This window comes from Fibrobacter sp. UBA7003 (genome assembly GCA_002449765.1).
GTDB lineage: Bacteria > Fibrobacterota > Fibrobacteria > Fibrobacterales > Fibrobacteraceae > Fibrobacter.
The window spans coordinates 139,111-152,711 of record DJXN01000010.1; the positions used below are offsets into that span (position 1 = coordinate 139,111).

A 13,601-nucleotide genomic window follows, 5' to 3' on the forward strand; every position below is an offset into this window, starting at 1 on the left:
AGCTTACAACCCTATAGCATCAGGGGGCATATACCTTTCGTCAAGATAACGAACCTCATATTCTTTTCCTAATTTTTTTAAATAGTTCTTAAGTCTAATGGATCTATCGTGTTCGGGTTCATAAGGCACCTCTTTTCCTAACAGTTCTTCGCTTTTCAGCTGATCTTCTATCCTTTTTCTGAATTGGGCCATGGTGTTATTAGATTTTTCAAGGGCCTTTTGAAAATCGTATTCGCTTTTATACTGAGATTTGAATTGTTTAATCAACAATTCTACGCGTTCTGAGGATACGGTTATTCCCTGTCTTTCGCATTCTTGCTTCACAAGTTCTTGTCCAACCAAATTGTCAACAACGGCATGACGCAGTTGCGTTTTTGTTGCCTTAGTTTGTGGATGTTGAGATTGTTGTGCTTCTAAAAGTTCTGCTAATTCTTCAATGTTGTCTGCGTAAATTTTGGTTTGACCGATTGTAATTACAGGTTCTTTTTTGTTTTCAAGATTATATCTCTTATTTTGAAATTTTCTATTATAGTGACTTTTCTTTAAGTAAAAAGCCCTATAAATATATCTGTCAGCTGTTGTCATATAAGGATGTGCTTCAAGATGACCTTCTGAGCGCATTTTTGTTTGGGTATTGTCTGTTCCGTAAAAATTTCCATTATATGAACCTACCTGATTATAACGTCCATAGATGTTGCCTGTGTACCCACCTGATATTTGAGTTGATGTGTTTATCGTATATGACTGTCCCGGCTGATAGGTATAATAAGTTCGCATGACATTTTCTGATCTTTGGTACTCAGGTCTAACAATGACAGCCGCATCAGCGCCTACTGCCTTACATGCAGAAATCATTTTGTCTACACTATATTCGTTTCCCGTAGAGGTAAAACTACTTTCCCCCATAACACTATAGCCTTCATCTGTTAACTTTTGCAATTCGTTAGATGATGAAATAGAACCTAGATACTCGCAAGATTTTTTTCGTTCGTATTTATTTCCCTGATAAAATTTGTAGTAGGGATTGCTACAAGCCGCAGATAATAAAGCGACTAGGAATAGGCATAGGCTTTTTTTCATAACAACTCCAACGTTAAAGTCTAAGTCTGTCCTTGCTTTACAAAAACACACCTGTTTGGAGAATGCAAAAAGGCGTGAGTCGAAACGTCTATCTACCTGAGGCTCAGCATGCCTGTTTCCGATAAACGCACGACCCACGCCCCATAAAGGGCACAATGCAACAATCCTAGAATTGCGTCTAGGAATGCACAAAGCGATGCAATAACTAACGCCATTGCATGCGTGAGCGTTCGCCTTGTTCTCGGAAACATGAAGTTTGCTGAATTTCAGGTAGAGAACAAGAGACAAAACTCTTTTCCATAAAAAATAACTTATAAACCTAAGGAGTATTAGTGTTTTAGAGGGAAAACATCAAGAAAACGATTGGAAATCGCTTTTTAACGGTTGTTTCTAGAATCGTATTTGGCTTTTTAGGGATAAAATGTATTTTATTTGATGAAACTCATTATGAATGATTTTTCCTAACGGGCAAAGCCAACCTCGGATCTAAGTGTGAAAATGTTATGGAGACAAAATGACTCAGGTTTGCAATAAAACATTCAATTCAAGTAATCCTACATATAATGCATGTGTAGGAGAAAATGGCGGTGCATCAATTAGGACATATGCTTCTGGTTATAAAGAATCCACAGCAATTTTATTAAAAAAAGCTCTTAGAAATAGCGCATATTTGGATATTTTGGTTTATCCGATCGTTTACAACGCCCGCCATTATATTGAGTTATCATTGAAATCGACGATTGAATATCTAGATTTTTTTAACAAAGTTTTGAATCCAAAATTTTGTGCTGAAAAAAATTTGAAAACACATTCACTCAAAGAGTTGATGAATAAAATTAAGGTACTAAGTGCTGTTGAACCACGATATAAAGAAGTTGTTGAGTGTGTTGAAGATTTTGTTTCTGATTATTATGAAATAGATGATTCTGCCGAAACTTTTAGATTCCCTTTATTTCATAATGGAATGAAGAAACATTTAGAAGACCAAGGGTGTATAAATTTGGGGGATTTTGCGGATCAATTTTCAAAAATGTCAGAACAATTAGATCTGTTAGATACGGTTAATGATTGCTTAAACGAAGAATATCGTGTTGAAACTGTTGCTTGCGGTTTGTCAAGAGATGTTCTACAACAAATTGCCCAAAAATTGCCGACACTACCTTGGAATCGTGAGTCACTTTTTGATAAAATAGCAGAAGAAATTAAAACGCAATACAGTCTATCGGCTAATCAATTTTCAAAAGTAATAGATAAAATAAAGACCCACCGGGAATTTTCCTCATATTTTGGAAAAGAGATTGCTCTTGAGGATCTATCTGTAAAAAGACTTCGCTACTTTAGAAAGGTGTATGAGAATTTTCGAAATAATAAATTCCCCTTTACTTCTGAAGAATATACTACAGAAATAAGCAAATTATCTAAGAAATTTACATTGAAAGAACTTTCTGCTATTGCTGCGTTGCGTGAAATAGGAAGTTATTGTGGCTATTTAAGCGAAGATTATGATTATGTTAGAAGTAAACGGCTGAATGAAAGTAAAGATTTGATATTAAGATTTGAACTTTTACAAAACAAAAGAACGTTAGTCTATATTAAAGAAGGCTTGAAAAAGACAGGGCAACCTACATTGATGCAGGTTTTGGTAGATTGTTAATGCAAAAGCACCTAAGAATTTTCCTTAGGTGCATTGCTAAAAAAGGTGATGCCGGAATGGGGTCCGGCATGACAATCCGTCTTACTTCTTCACGTGCCTGTGATACTCTTGCAAACTACAGACTTCGAATCTTCCGAAGTCGTGCTTGTCCATGAGGCCTTCCACGGTAGAGGTGAGGGCGGCGATGGTCGTGGTGATAGGAATGCCGGACACCACAGCCTTCGAGCGCATCTGGATTTCGTCCACCATGGCTTCGGCGCCGGTTTCGGTGGTGTTCACGATCCACTGGACTTCCTTGTCGTGGATGAGGTCCAGGAGGTTTGGGCGGCCACGGGAGATACGGAACACGGCGCGAGTCTTGATGCCTTCGTTGTAGAGGAGGGTCGAGGTTCCGCGGGTGGCGTAAATCTGGTAGCCCATGTCAACGAGGCGCTTGATGAGCGGGACAGCCTTCTGCTTGTCTTCGTCCTTGAGCGAGACGAAGATGTTGCCCTGGCTCGGGACCTTGTTGCCCGATGCAAGCTGGCTCTTGAGGTAGGCAAGGCCGCGGTCGCGATCGATGCTCATGACTTCGCCGGTGGACTTCATTTCCGGAGAAAGCGTGATATCGACACCTGGGAATTTGACAAAGGGGAACACGGCTTCCTTGACGCTCACATAGGGCACATGGACTTCTTCGGTGAAGCCGATTTGTTCGAGAGTTTCGCCCAGCATGCAACGGCTTGCGTAGCTGGCAAGCGGCACGCCGATGGACTTGGAGACGAACGGCACCGTACGGGAGGCGCGCGGGTTCACTTCGATCATGTAGAGTTCACCGTCCTTTACGGCGAGCTGCATGTTCATGAGGCCGCAAACGTGGAGTTCCTTCGCGAATTCCTTGGCGTAGGCGCGGACCTTGTCCTGGATTTCCTGCGAAAGCGTCATGGGCGGAATCACGCTTGCGGAGTCGCCGGAGTGGATGCCTGCGGGCTCCACGTGTTCCATGATGGCGCCTACCACGGTGTGCTTGCCGTCGCTAATGCAGTCCACGTCGAGTTCGGTGGCGTCTTCCAAGAAGCGATCGATGAGGATGGGCTTGCCTTCGCCAATAGCGGCGGCTTCTTCCACGAACTTGCGGAGGTACTTTTCCTTATAGACAATCACCATGCCGCGGCCGCCGAGAACGAAGCTCGGGCGCACCAAAACGGGGTAGCCGATTTTCTCGACGATGGCGAGGGCTTCTTCTACGTTGTGGGCAATGCCGCTTTCTGCCTGCTTGATGCCGACCTTGTCAACCAGCTGCTTGAAGAAGTCGCGGTCTTCGGCGAGGTCGATGTCTTCGGGGCTCGTGCCGACGACGTTTGCACCGGCTTTCTTGAGACGCATGGCGAGGTTCAGCGGAGTCTGGCCGCCGAATTGCACGATGACGCCCGCGCACTTTTCGCGTTCGTAAATGCCCATCACATCTTCGAGCGTGAGCGGTTCAAAGTATAGTTTGTCCGAAGTGTCATAGTCGGTGGAAACCGTTTCGGGGTTCGAGTTCACCATGATGACTTCGTAGCCTTCGCGACGCAGCGTAAAGGCGGCGTGGCAGCAGCAGTAGTCGAATTCGATACCCTGACCGATTCTGTTCGGGCCGCCGCCCAGCACCATGATTCTCTTCTTGTGGCCGTGACCCGGGATTTCGCGGACGGGCTCGGAATTTTCGGCGTAGCAGCTGTAGTAATACGGCGTGATGGCTTCGAATTCGCCGGCGCATGTATCTACGGAGTAGTAGCTCGGAACAAGACCGATTTGCTTGCGCACCGCCATGACTTCTTCGGGAGTCTTGTGGAACAGGTAACCAATCTGGATATCGCTGTAGCCGAGTTCCTTGGCCTGGCGGAAGAGCGGCAAGTCCTTTGCGAGGTTTTCAAGTGAGCCTGCGGAAAGGATTTCGTCTTCGTAGAGGGCTAGTTCTTCTAGGTGGCGGAGGAAATAGCGGTCAATTTTTGTGAGCTCGTACAACTTCTCAACGCCCCACTTGCGGCGCAATGCTTCGTGCAGCACGAAGATGCGCTCGGCGCTCGGACGGGCGACTTCCTTGGCGAGGGTTTCGTCGTCGTATTCCTTGAACTTTTCACACTTGGCGCAGGCGCCGAATCCGCCGAAACCCGTTTCGAGGGAACGCAACGCCTTCTGCATGGCCTGCTTGAAGTTCGTACCGATGGCCATCGCTTCGCCCACAGACTTCATCTGGGTGCCGAGCGTAGAATCAGCCTTCGGGAATTTTTCGAACGTGAAACGCGGGACCTTCACGACAACGTAGTCGAGGGCAGGTTCAAAGCAGCTCGGGGTTGTCTGCGTAATGTCGTTGCGGAGTTCGTCGAGCGTGTAGCCCACGGCGAGCAGCGCTGCAATCTTTGCGATGGGGAAGCCCGTAGCCTTGGAGGCGAGAGCAGAAGAACGGCTTACACGCGGGTTCATTTCGATGATGATGCGGCGGCCGGTCTTGGGTTCGATTGCCCACTGCACGTTGGATCCGCCAGTTTCGACACCGATGGCTTCCATGACCTTCAGGGAGTCGTCACGCATGGCTTGGTAGGCGCGGTCATCAAGGCTCTGGATCGGGGCGACCGTGATGGAGTCGCCGGTGTGTACGCCCATGGGGTCCAGGTTTTCGATGGAGCAGACGATAACGGCGTTGCCCTTCTTGTCGCGCATGACTTCCATTTCGAATTCTTTCCAGCCAAGCAGCGATTCTTCGATAAGGACTTCGTTGTTGAGCGATGCGTCAAGACCGCGGTTCACGATGGTCTCGAATTCTTCGGGATTGTGGGCGATACCGCCGCCCGTGCCGCCGAGGGTAAAGCCCGGACGAATAATCAGCGGCCAGCTTCCGATGGTGTGGGCAATAGCGGTCGCTTCGCTCATGGAGTGCGCCGAACCGGAGCGGGGGAGGTCAAGCCCGATCTTGAGCATGGCATCCTTGAACAGGTGGCGGTCTTCGGCGCGCTGGATGGACTGCGCCTTTGCGCCGATGAGTTCCACCTGGTAGCGGTCGAGAATGCCGCGTTCGTTGAGTTCCATGGCGAGGTTCAAAGCGGTCTGTCCACCGAGTGTGGGGAGCAGAGCATCCGGGCGTTCGCGACGGATGATTTCGTGCAGAATATCAACGCTTAGCGGCTCGATGTAGGTGCGGTCGGCCATTTCGGGGTCGGTCATGATGGTGGCCGGGTTGGAGTTCACGAGCACCACTTCGTAGCCTTCACGGCGCAGCACCTTGCAGGCCTGCACGCCGGAGTAGTCGAATTCGCAGCCCTGGCCAATCACAATCGGGCCAGAACCAATGAGCATAATCTTCTTGATGTCGGTACGCTTAGGCATTCTTGCCTCCATTCAAATTCTTCTTTTGTGCCGGTTTTGCCTGCGCAGACTTGGCCTGCGCGGAACCTTTTTTCTTTTGTTCGAGAGCTGCCTTCACGAGTCCGCTGAACAGCGGGTGGGGTGCCGTGGGCCTGCTCTTGAATTCCGGGTGGAACTGGCAGGCTTCAAAGTAGGGGTGGTTCTTGATTTCTACCATCTCGACGAGCTTTCCATCGGGCGATGTACCGGCAATCTTGAGACCCGCCTTTTCCAAGGCGACGCGGAATTCGCTGTTGTAGTTGAATTCGTAGCGGTGACGATGGCGTTCGCTGATTTTTTCGCTCTTGTAGAGCTTTGCCGCGTTGGAATCCTTCATGAGCTTGCACGGGTAAGCGCCGAGGCGCATGGTGCCGCCCTTTTCGGTGACGTTCTTCTGTTCGTCCATCAGGTCAATAACCGGGTGGGCCGTCTTTTCGTCGAATTCCGTGGAGTTGGCGTCTTTCCAGCCGAGAACGTTGCGTGCAAATTCAATCACGCAGCATTGCATGCCGAGACAAATTCCCAGCAGCGGAATCTTGTGCTCGCGGGCATAGCGAATGGCTACGCATTTGCCGTTCACGCCGCGGCTTCCGAAACCTCCCGGGATCAGGATACCGTCAGCATTCTTGATGAGGTTCGGATTCTTTTCGAGTTCTTCGGCCTCGATACATTCCACCTTCACCTTGGCATTGTGTTCCATGCCGGCGTGTTGCAGGGCTTCGTGTACGGACTTGTAGGCATCACGGATGGCGATATACTTGCCCACCAGCGCGATGGTGCATTCGTACTTGGGCTGGGTGGCCTTCTTGACGAGTTTGTCCCATTCGGAGTGGATGATGGGGTGCACGCTCAGGCGGAGCTGTTCCAGAACGCGGAGGTCAAGTTCCTGCTTGGAAAGTTCGCGGGGCACGGCGTAGACGGAATCCGTCACGTCCTTTTCTTCGATGACGCATTCGGGCTTCACGTTGCAGAAAAGCGCGAGCTTGTCGAGGTGATCCTGCGGGATTGTCATTTCGGTACGGCACACGAGAATGTCCGGGAAAATACCGATGTTGCGGAGTTCGGCAACCGAGTGCTGCGAGGGCTTCGTCTTGAGTTCGCCGGCAGCCTTGAGGTAGGGCACGAGAACCAGGTGGACAAAGCAGGTGTTTTCGACGCCGACTTCAAAACGGAATTGCCTTGCGGCTTCCAGGAAGGGGAGGGATTCAATGTCGCCAGCGACACCGCCGATTTCACAGAGCACGATGTCTGCGCCGCTTTCGGCAGCGGAACGGAAGGCGTCCTTGATTTCATTCGTGATGTGCGGAATCACCTGCACGGTGCCGCCCAGGTAGTGACCTGCGCGTTCCTTCGCGAGCACGGAAGAGTAGATGCGGCCCGAAGTGTAGCTTGATGCCTTGGAGCACTGCACGCCTGCAAAGCGTTCGTAGTGGCCGAGGTCCAGGTCGGTTTCGTATCCGTCGTCGGTCACGAATACTTCGCCGTGCTGGTAAGGGCTCATGGTACCCGGGTCCACGTTCAGGTACGGGTCGAGCTTTTGCATGAACACCTTGTAGCCGCGGCTCTTGAGCAGCAGCGCGAGCGATGCGGAGGTGATGCCTTTACCGAGGGAACTGACCACGCCGCCGGTAATAAAGATGTACTTGGTCTGTTTTTTGGGAGCGGCCTTCGTCATTATTTTGCTCCCTTGAAGTCAAGAATCATTTGTCTGAATTCACCGAACAGGTAGTAGGAATCGTTCGGGCCCGGAGCTGATTCCGGGTGGTACTGCACGCTGAACGCGGGGAGTTCCTTGTGACGGATGCCCTCGACGGTGTTGTCGTTTAGGTTGATGTGCGTGATTTCCACGTTCGCGGGGAGGCTGGATTCTTCGATGGCGTAGTTGTGGTTCTGGCTCGTGATTTCCACGGCGCCGGTCTTCAAGTTTTTCACCGGGTGATTGCAACCGTGATGGCCGAACTTGAGTTTGGAAACCTTCGCGCCGAGAGCGAGACCGAGCAACTGGTTACCGAGGCAGATGCCCATCAGCGGGACCTTGCCTAGGAGTTGCTTGACGACGGCTGCGACTTGCGGGAGACTGTTCGGGTCGGCAGGGCCGTTCGAGAGGAATACACCATCCGGATTCTTCGCCATAATTTGTTCGTAGGTGGCGTTGATCGGAAGGACCGTCACCTTCATGTTCTGTGCGGCGAGGTTCCTCAAAATATTCGTCTTGATACCGAAATCGAGCGCGACAACGTTCAGGTCGCCTTCGGTGCTGAACTCGTAACCGTTCGGGTCGCTCACCTTGCTTGCGTAGTCCTGACCGTCGAGGCCTTCCCATTCTTGCGCCTTCTTGATGGCGTCGGCTTCGCTCATCTCGGTGCCGTCTACGTGCAGGTAGGCCTTCTGTGCGCCATGGTCACGCAGGTGGATGGTGAGTGCACGCGTGTCCACGCCCGCAATGCCCGGCTTCTTGTGGGAGAGCATGTAGTCGTGCAGGCTCTCTTCGCCAATCTCCTTGCTCACGTCGTCCAGCGAGTTCACGACGATGCCGTTCAGGAACACGTCGCGAGATTCGGACTTCTCGAGGTTTGCGGCGTATGCGCCGACTTCTGCCGTAGTGAACACTACGAACTGGCCCGCGTAGGAGGGATCAGTCAAAATCTGCTTGTAGCCCGCCATGCCGGTGTTGAATACCGCTTCGCCGACGGTATCGGTAGCACTACCAAAGGCATACCCGTGGAACACGGCGCCATCCGCCAATGCCAAGAACGCTTTCTTCTCGCGTTTCGCTTTCCAGTTGAATTTATTGTTCATAGTTTACTCGCATAAGCAGTGTTAAACTTGTGTATTAAACCAGCCCTTTTTATTGTCATCCCCGCGTAGGCGGGCGGACAGCACTTAACAACTTGTTGTTTAGTGCGCATGGCCACCAAGGTGGGGATCTCCTTTGTATGAATAAAAATAAAGGCAAAAGCCAGAAGCTTTTGCCAAACGATAAAGACGATTAAAAACGGGGGTAAGAAAAATCCGATATTCAATATTCCTTTTCATCGGAACCAAAAATTAGCATAATCAAAATACGCTGGTAAGGTATAAAAAGAGAAAATTTTTCGCGAAATTTGCCCGAAAACGCCAAATCTTTTACATTTTCTTTCCAAAACGCAAAAGTGCATTACAAAAAATGTAAAACACAATAAGGCGGAAGTCGCGCTTTTTAATTGGCTTTTTGTGTGAGCTTCTTTTGCCTATAAATCAAGACAATCAACCACACAAGCCCAGTAATAATCATCAGGCTGCAGAGAGTTTGCCCACGACTCATGCCGAACAGGTCGACGCGTCCGAGGTGCGCATCGGGCCTGCGGAAAAACTCGATGAAGAACCGGAACAAGCCGTAGCCCATCAGGTAGAGGCAGGGCATCTTGTCCTTGAGCAGCGGAATGCGTCTCAGGTTGTAGAGAACCGCAAACAGGATGACTCCTTCGAAAAGCATCTCGTAGAGCTGGCTCGGGTGGTGCAGAATCGGGTTCGTGACAGGACTGTCGTGTGCAAGCGGGAAATACATGCCGATGCCGCTGGTGGTAACTTCACCGAAAAGTTCACCATTGATGAAGTTGCCGTAACGGCCCCAGGTGTAGGCGAGGGGGGCCGCCAAAAAGCAAAGGTTCAGGGTTTTCCACACGTCCATCTTGTTACGTTTCATACCAATGACAACAAAGATCAAGCCGACAATGAGTCCCCCGTGGTAGCTCATGCCTGCAATTCCCGTAAAATGCCAACCGAGGGCGTCGTGAGTCATCGGGATGAGTATTTCGGTCGGGTTGGCGAGGTAGTAGCCTGGCTTGTAGAAGAAAACGTAGCCGAGGCGCGCCCCGATGAGGATTCCCGCGATTGCCCACATGAACAGGTTGTCGAACTGTTCCTTGGTGTATCCGAGGTTTTCCTTCGAGTTGATTTTCCACATGGTTAAGTAGGCGGTGAAGAATGCGAAAATATACATCACGCCGTACCAGTGAACCTGAAAATTGAGGAGCGGTATTGTAAATGCGATTCCGTCAAAGTAGGTCGGTATCAAATTCCACCAGGTAGGTTCCATAAAATCCTCATCTTTTATTTAAAATCTAGTATAGTAAGCAGGTTATTTTTGGGGCCAAAGGTTCTGATGCGCCCAATAATTCATAATCATCGCGGCAACCTGCGTTGCCGGCTGCGAACGGTAGCCCTGCAGGTCGTGCACCTGCATCACGACCACGACGACGGCCTTGTCCGGGTTTTCCTTCGACTGAGCGAACCCCATGAACCATTCGTAGCGACCGTGGGGATCTTGGCCATCGAGCGAGCCGGTCTTTCCGCCGATATCGAGAGCCGCAAAATTCTTGCGGGCCATGTTGCGCGTCGAAATCTGTTTCCTGGCGGTCCCGTTCGTGATGGAGCGAATCATCGCCATGCGCAGCCCGTAGTAGGTTTTTTCGTTAAATTTTTTCACGTCGAGCGCGATACGGCTCTTGGGCGCGTAGGGGGCGATGTTTTCTGCCCATGGAATTTCGAGCGGTTTCTTGGTAAGGATGGAACGGACCTGTGCGGCCGCAAGGAGTGGGGTGAGGGTTGTCGCTTCCGTAAAGCCGCAGCTAGCCTCGGCAAGCCCGTATCCCGTGTCGGGCGGTGCGTACGAAGACTTTCCGGGAATCCCGCCGGGGAAGTTCATGTTGTAGCCGAGGTTCCTGGCCGCTTCGCGGAGGCGCTTTGCACCGATGTCCATGCCAATGAGCGCCAGGGGTGGGTTCGCGGATTTCGCGTAGGCGTCGGCGAGGCTGATGGTTGTGCCATGATAGTTTTCGGGGACGCGCAGTTGCCGCTTGTAGAGCGTGTGACTGGCCCCGAGCATCGGGACGGGCGTGTTGAGCGAGTAACGGTTTGCGTCCATGGCGGCGGCAATGGTAATCGTCTTTGCAAGCGATGCGGCAGGGAAGGTGTTCTTCACGAAAAAATCCGGCTCGTTCTGGACCTTGTAATCCTTCGTTTCACCCCAGGCGATAATCTCGTTGCTCTTGGGATCTACGACAAGGACGACTCCGTACATGGGCTTGAAACGCCGGAGCATGTTGTCGATTTTCTGGGCGAGGAACAGGTCCTTCTGCTTCTTGATATGCACTGAATCTACAAGATCGTTTTCGGGTATCGACGTCCCCGCTGTATCGATGGCAGTAGAATTGCTTGCTTCCGGAGCGGCCTCCGTCGTAGCCCTTGCGTCGCCTATTATCAAAGATTTGGCAGCGGATTCGGTTAATGGATCCTTCACCTTGATTGCTCGGTGCGCTTCCTTGAGCGAATCGATGATGGAAGAATCCACACGGAGTGTGTCCTTGATCCATTCTTTGGATGTCGCCGTAAGATCATTGCCGTTTACGACGAATCCTCTCGGTTGCGTCGCCTTTTCGTCGTTCTTGAATATGCACGAGCCAATCAGGGCGCAGGCTGCAACAAAAATGGCGATAGCGATGCAACGGTTTCGTAATCTTTTCTTGTAGGGAAGTCGATTCTGGGGGTCGTAGTAATATTTCATCGATTTACTTGAAAATGGTCTTACGGTAGTAGGCGAGTTCGGCGATGCTTTCGCGGATGTCGTTCAGGGCCTCGTGGCGTTTTTCCTTCTGGAATTCGGCAAGCTGAGGGTACCAGCGGAACGAGAGTTCCTTGATGGAACTGACATCTATATTCCTGTAGCATAGCCAGTTCGATATTTCGGGCATGTACTTATACAGGAAACGCCTGTCCTGCGTGATGGAATTGCCGCACAGCACGTTCTTTGTCTTTTCGGTAAAGGGCTTGATAAAGTCGAGAGTCACTTTCTCGGCATCGGAGACGGAATACCTGGAATGGCGGCAACGGTCCACGAGTCCGCTTGCAGTGTGGTGCGAGGAGTTCCATTCATCCATCGATTCAAACACATTTTCGCTCTGGTGTATGGCGACGACGGGCCCTTCGGCTAGGATGTTGAGTTCCGCATCGGTGACGATGGTGGCTATTTCGAGGATAACGTCCTTTTCAGGGTCAAGACCGGACATTTCCAGGTCCATCCAGACCAGGTTTCTAGAACTTTTCTTTTTTGTCATACCGCGTTAAATTTAGTTTTTTGTGTGAACAAGGCGTCTCACATACTTTTTTTTATGCCATTTGTCCACCTATTTTTGTAATTCGTCAAGCAACGCCCCCAATGAGAAATAAAACACTTTATTGTAAGAAAATTATTTGCTATATTCGGCTTCGTTAATTTGTTATACAGGAACACACTATGGAAGAAGTAGTTATCACTGGTATGGGCTGTGTTTCGGCCCTTGGCAATTCTCCCGACATCCTCTGGGACAGCCTTCTGCAGGGCAAGTCCGGCGTCGCAAAAATCGACAGGTTCGATGTTTCCGCTTTGCCGGTCCAAATTGCGGCTGCGGTCAAGGAATTCGACGGTTCCGAATTCTTCAGCGCTCGCGACCAGTCCAGGTTCTCGAAGTGCATCCAATATGCAGTCTATTCCGCTTTCCAGGCCTTGAAGAATGCCGGAATTGACCCGAAAGCCGAAGATCCGTCCCGCTCTGGCGTGATTATCGGTGCCGGTATCGGCGGTATGAACACTTACACCGACAACGCGGTTACCTGGGGCACCCGTGGCCCGAACCGTGTTTCTCCGTTCTTCATCCCGATGTCGATTACCAACATGCCCGCCGGCGAAGTTTCCAACCGCACCGGCTGGATGGGCCCCTGCTTCGCCGTGGTTTCTGCTTGCGCAACCTCCAACCATTCTATCGCAGCCGCCTTTGACGCCATTCGTCTTGGCCGTGCCGACATCATGCTGGCCGGCGGTACCGACGAGACGGTGAACCCGCTCGCCCTGGCCGGCTTTACCAACATGCATGCCTTGAGCAAGCGCAATGACGATCCGGCAACGGCTTCCCGTCCGTTCGACAAGGACCGCGACGGCTTCGTGATGGGCGAGGGCTCCGGCATTCTCGTGCTCGAAAGCCTCTCTCACGCCAAGAAGCGCGGCGCGAACATCCTTGCCCGCATCGCTGCAGTCGGCATGAGCGCCGATGCCCACCACATGTCCGCTCCGCGTGAAGACGGCGAGGGCGTGCGTCTCGCAATCGAGATGGCGCTCCGCGATGCCGGCATTTCCCCGAAGGAAGTGGGCTACGTGAACACCCACGGTACATCCACCCCGCTCGGCGACGTGGCTGAATGCTCCGCTCTCGAGAAGGTGTTCGGTGCTTCCGATTCCCTGAAGATCAACTCCTCCAAGTGCATGATCGGCCACGCCCTCGGCGCTGCCGGTGCCCTTGAGGCCATCATCACGGTGAAGTCTCTGCAGAACCAGATGATTCATGCTACGACGAACGTGTTCAACAAGGACGAACGCATCCACCTCGATGTTTGCGCGAACAAGAACACGAGCCACAACTTCAAGTACGCCCTGTCCGATGGCTTCGGCTTCGGTGGCCAGAACAGCGTGCTTCTCTTGGCCCGCGACTAA

9 protein-coding genes are annotated in these 13,601 nt (G+C 51.2%); 2 read left to right on the forward strand and 7 right to left on the reverse strand.

Going from position 1 to position 13,601, the window contains the following annotated elements:
• Positions 1–3: 3 nt before the first annotated feature.
• Positions 4–1,080, reverse strand: a complete 1,077-nt coding sequence (locus tag B2952_RS07210; RefSeq protein WP_290734625.1) for a SurA N-terminal domain-containing protein — start codon at positions 1,078–1,080, stop codon at positions 4–6.
• Positions 1,081–1,594: 514 nt separating this feature from the next.
• Between B2952_RS07210 and B2952_RS07215 the strand changes: the two genes are divergently transcribed.
• A complete protein-coding gene (locus B2952_RS07215) occupies positions 1,595–2,734 on the forward strand; it encodes a hypothetical protein (protein ID WP_290734623.1) in 1,140 nt (379 codons plus the stop codon).
• A gap of 81 nt (positions 2,735–2,815) precedes the next feature.
• On the opposite strand, the gene carB is transcribed toward B2952_RS07215, so the two are convergent.
• The 6 genes from carB to orn form a co-directional block, all read right to left on the reverse strand.
• Complete coding sequence (gene carB / locus B2952_RS07220; protein WP_290734621.1) at positions 2,816–6,079, reverse strand: carbamoyl-phosphate synthase large subunit; 3,264 nt, start codon at positions 6,077–6,079, stop codon at positions 2,816–2,818.
• The gene (locus B2952_RS07225) at positions 6,072–7,772 is read right to left on the reverse strand and encodes a CTP synthase (RefSeq protein ID WP_290734619.1); all 1,701 of its coding nucleotides are present in this window, start codon (positions 7,770–7,772) and stop codon (positions 6,072–6,074) included. Before B2952_RS07225 ends, carB begins: the two co-directional genes overlap by 8 nt.
• The gene (gene carA / locus B2952_RS07230; RefSeq protein ID WP_290734617.1) at positions 7,772–8,896 is read right to left on the reverse strand and encodes a glutamine-hydrolyzing carbamoyl-phosphate synthase small subunit; all 1,125 of its coding nucleotides are present in this window, start codon (positions 8,894–8,896) and stop codon (positions 7,772–7,774) included. The genes B2952_RS07225 and carA overlap by 1 nt, the downstream gene beginning before the upstream one ends.
• Positions 8,897–9,296: 400 nt before the next feature.
• Positions 9,297–10,175 (reverse strand): prolipoprotein diacylglyceryl transferase, encoded by an 879-nt coding sequence (lgt, locus tag B2952_RS07235; protein WP_290730316.1) that lies wholly within the window; start codon positions 10,173–10,175, stop codon positions 9,297–9,299.
• A 42-nt stretch (positions 10,176–10,217) separates the two neighbouring features.
• Positions 10,218–11,642, reverse strand: coding sequence for a penicillin-binding transpeptidase domain-containing protein (locus B2952_RS07240; protein ID WP_290734615.1), 1,425 nt, complete (start codon positions 11,640–11,642; stop codon positions 10,218–10,220).
• Between the two features lie 4 nt (positions 11,643–11,646).
• A complete protein-coding gene (gene orn / locus B2952_RS07245) occupies positions 11,647–12,192 on the reverse strand; it encodes an oligoribonuclease (RefSeq protein ID WP_173365658.1) in 546 nt (181 codons plus the stop codon).
• A 179-nt stretch (positions 12,193–12,371) separates the two neighbouring features.
• Between orn and fabF the strand changes: the two genes are divergently transcribed.
• On the forward strand, positions 12,372–13,601 hold the full coding sequence (gene fabF / locus B2952_RS07250; protein ID WP_290734613.1) for a beta-ketoacyl-ACP synthase II: 1,230 nt from the start codon (positions 12,372–12,374) through the stop codon (positions 13,599–13,601).

Coding starts and splice junctions, on each gene's coding strand:
- B2952_RS07210 (WP_290734625.1), bottom strand. CDS start 1,080: ATGAAAAAAAGCCTATGCCTATTCCTAGTCGCTTTATTATCTGCGGCT.
- fabF (WP_290734613.1), top strand. CDS start 12,372: ATGGAAGAAGTAGTTATCACTGGTATGGGCTGTGTTTCGGCCCTTGGC.
- lgt (WP_290730316.1), bottom strand. CDS start 10,175: ATGGAACCTACCTGGTGGAATTTGATACCGACCTACTTTGACGGAATC.
- B2952_RS07215 (WP_290734623.1), top strand. CDS start 1,595: ATGACTCAGGTTTGCAATAAAACATTCAATTCAAGTAATCCTACATAT.
- orn (WP_173365658.1), bottom strand. CDS start 12,192: ATGACAAAAAAGAAAAGTTCTAGAAACCTGGTCTGGATGGACCTGGAA.
- carA (WP_290734617.1), bottom strand. CDS start 8,896: ATGAACAATAAATTCAACTGGAAAGCGAAACGCGAGAAGAAAGCGTTC.
- B2952_RS07225 (WP_290734619.1), bottom strand. CDS start 7,772: ATGACGAAGGCCGCTCCCAAAAAACAGACCAAGTACATCTTTATTACC.
- carB (WP_290734621.1), bottom strand. CDS start 6,079: ATGCCTAAGCGTACCGACATCAAGAAGATTATGCTCATTGGTTCTGGC.
- B2952_RS07240 (WP_290734615.1), bottom strand. CDS start 11,642: ATGAAATATTACTACGACCCCCAGAATCGACTTCCCTACAAGAAAAGA.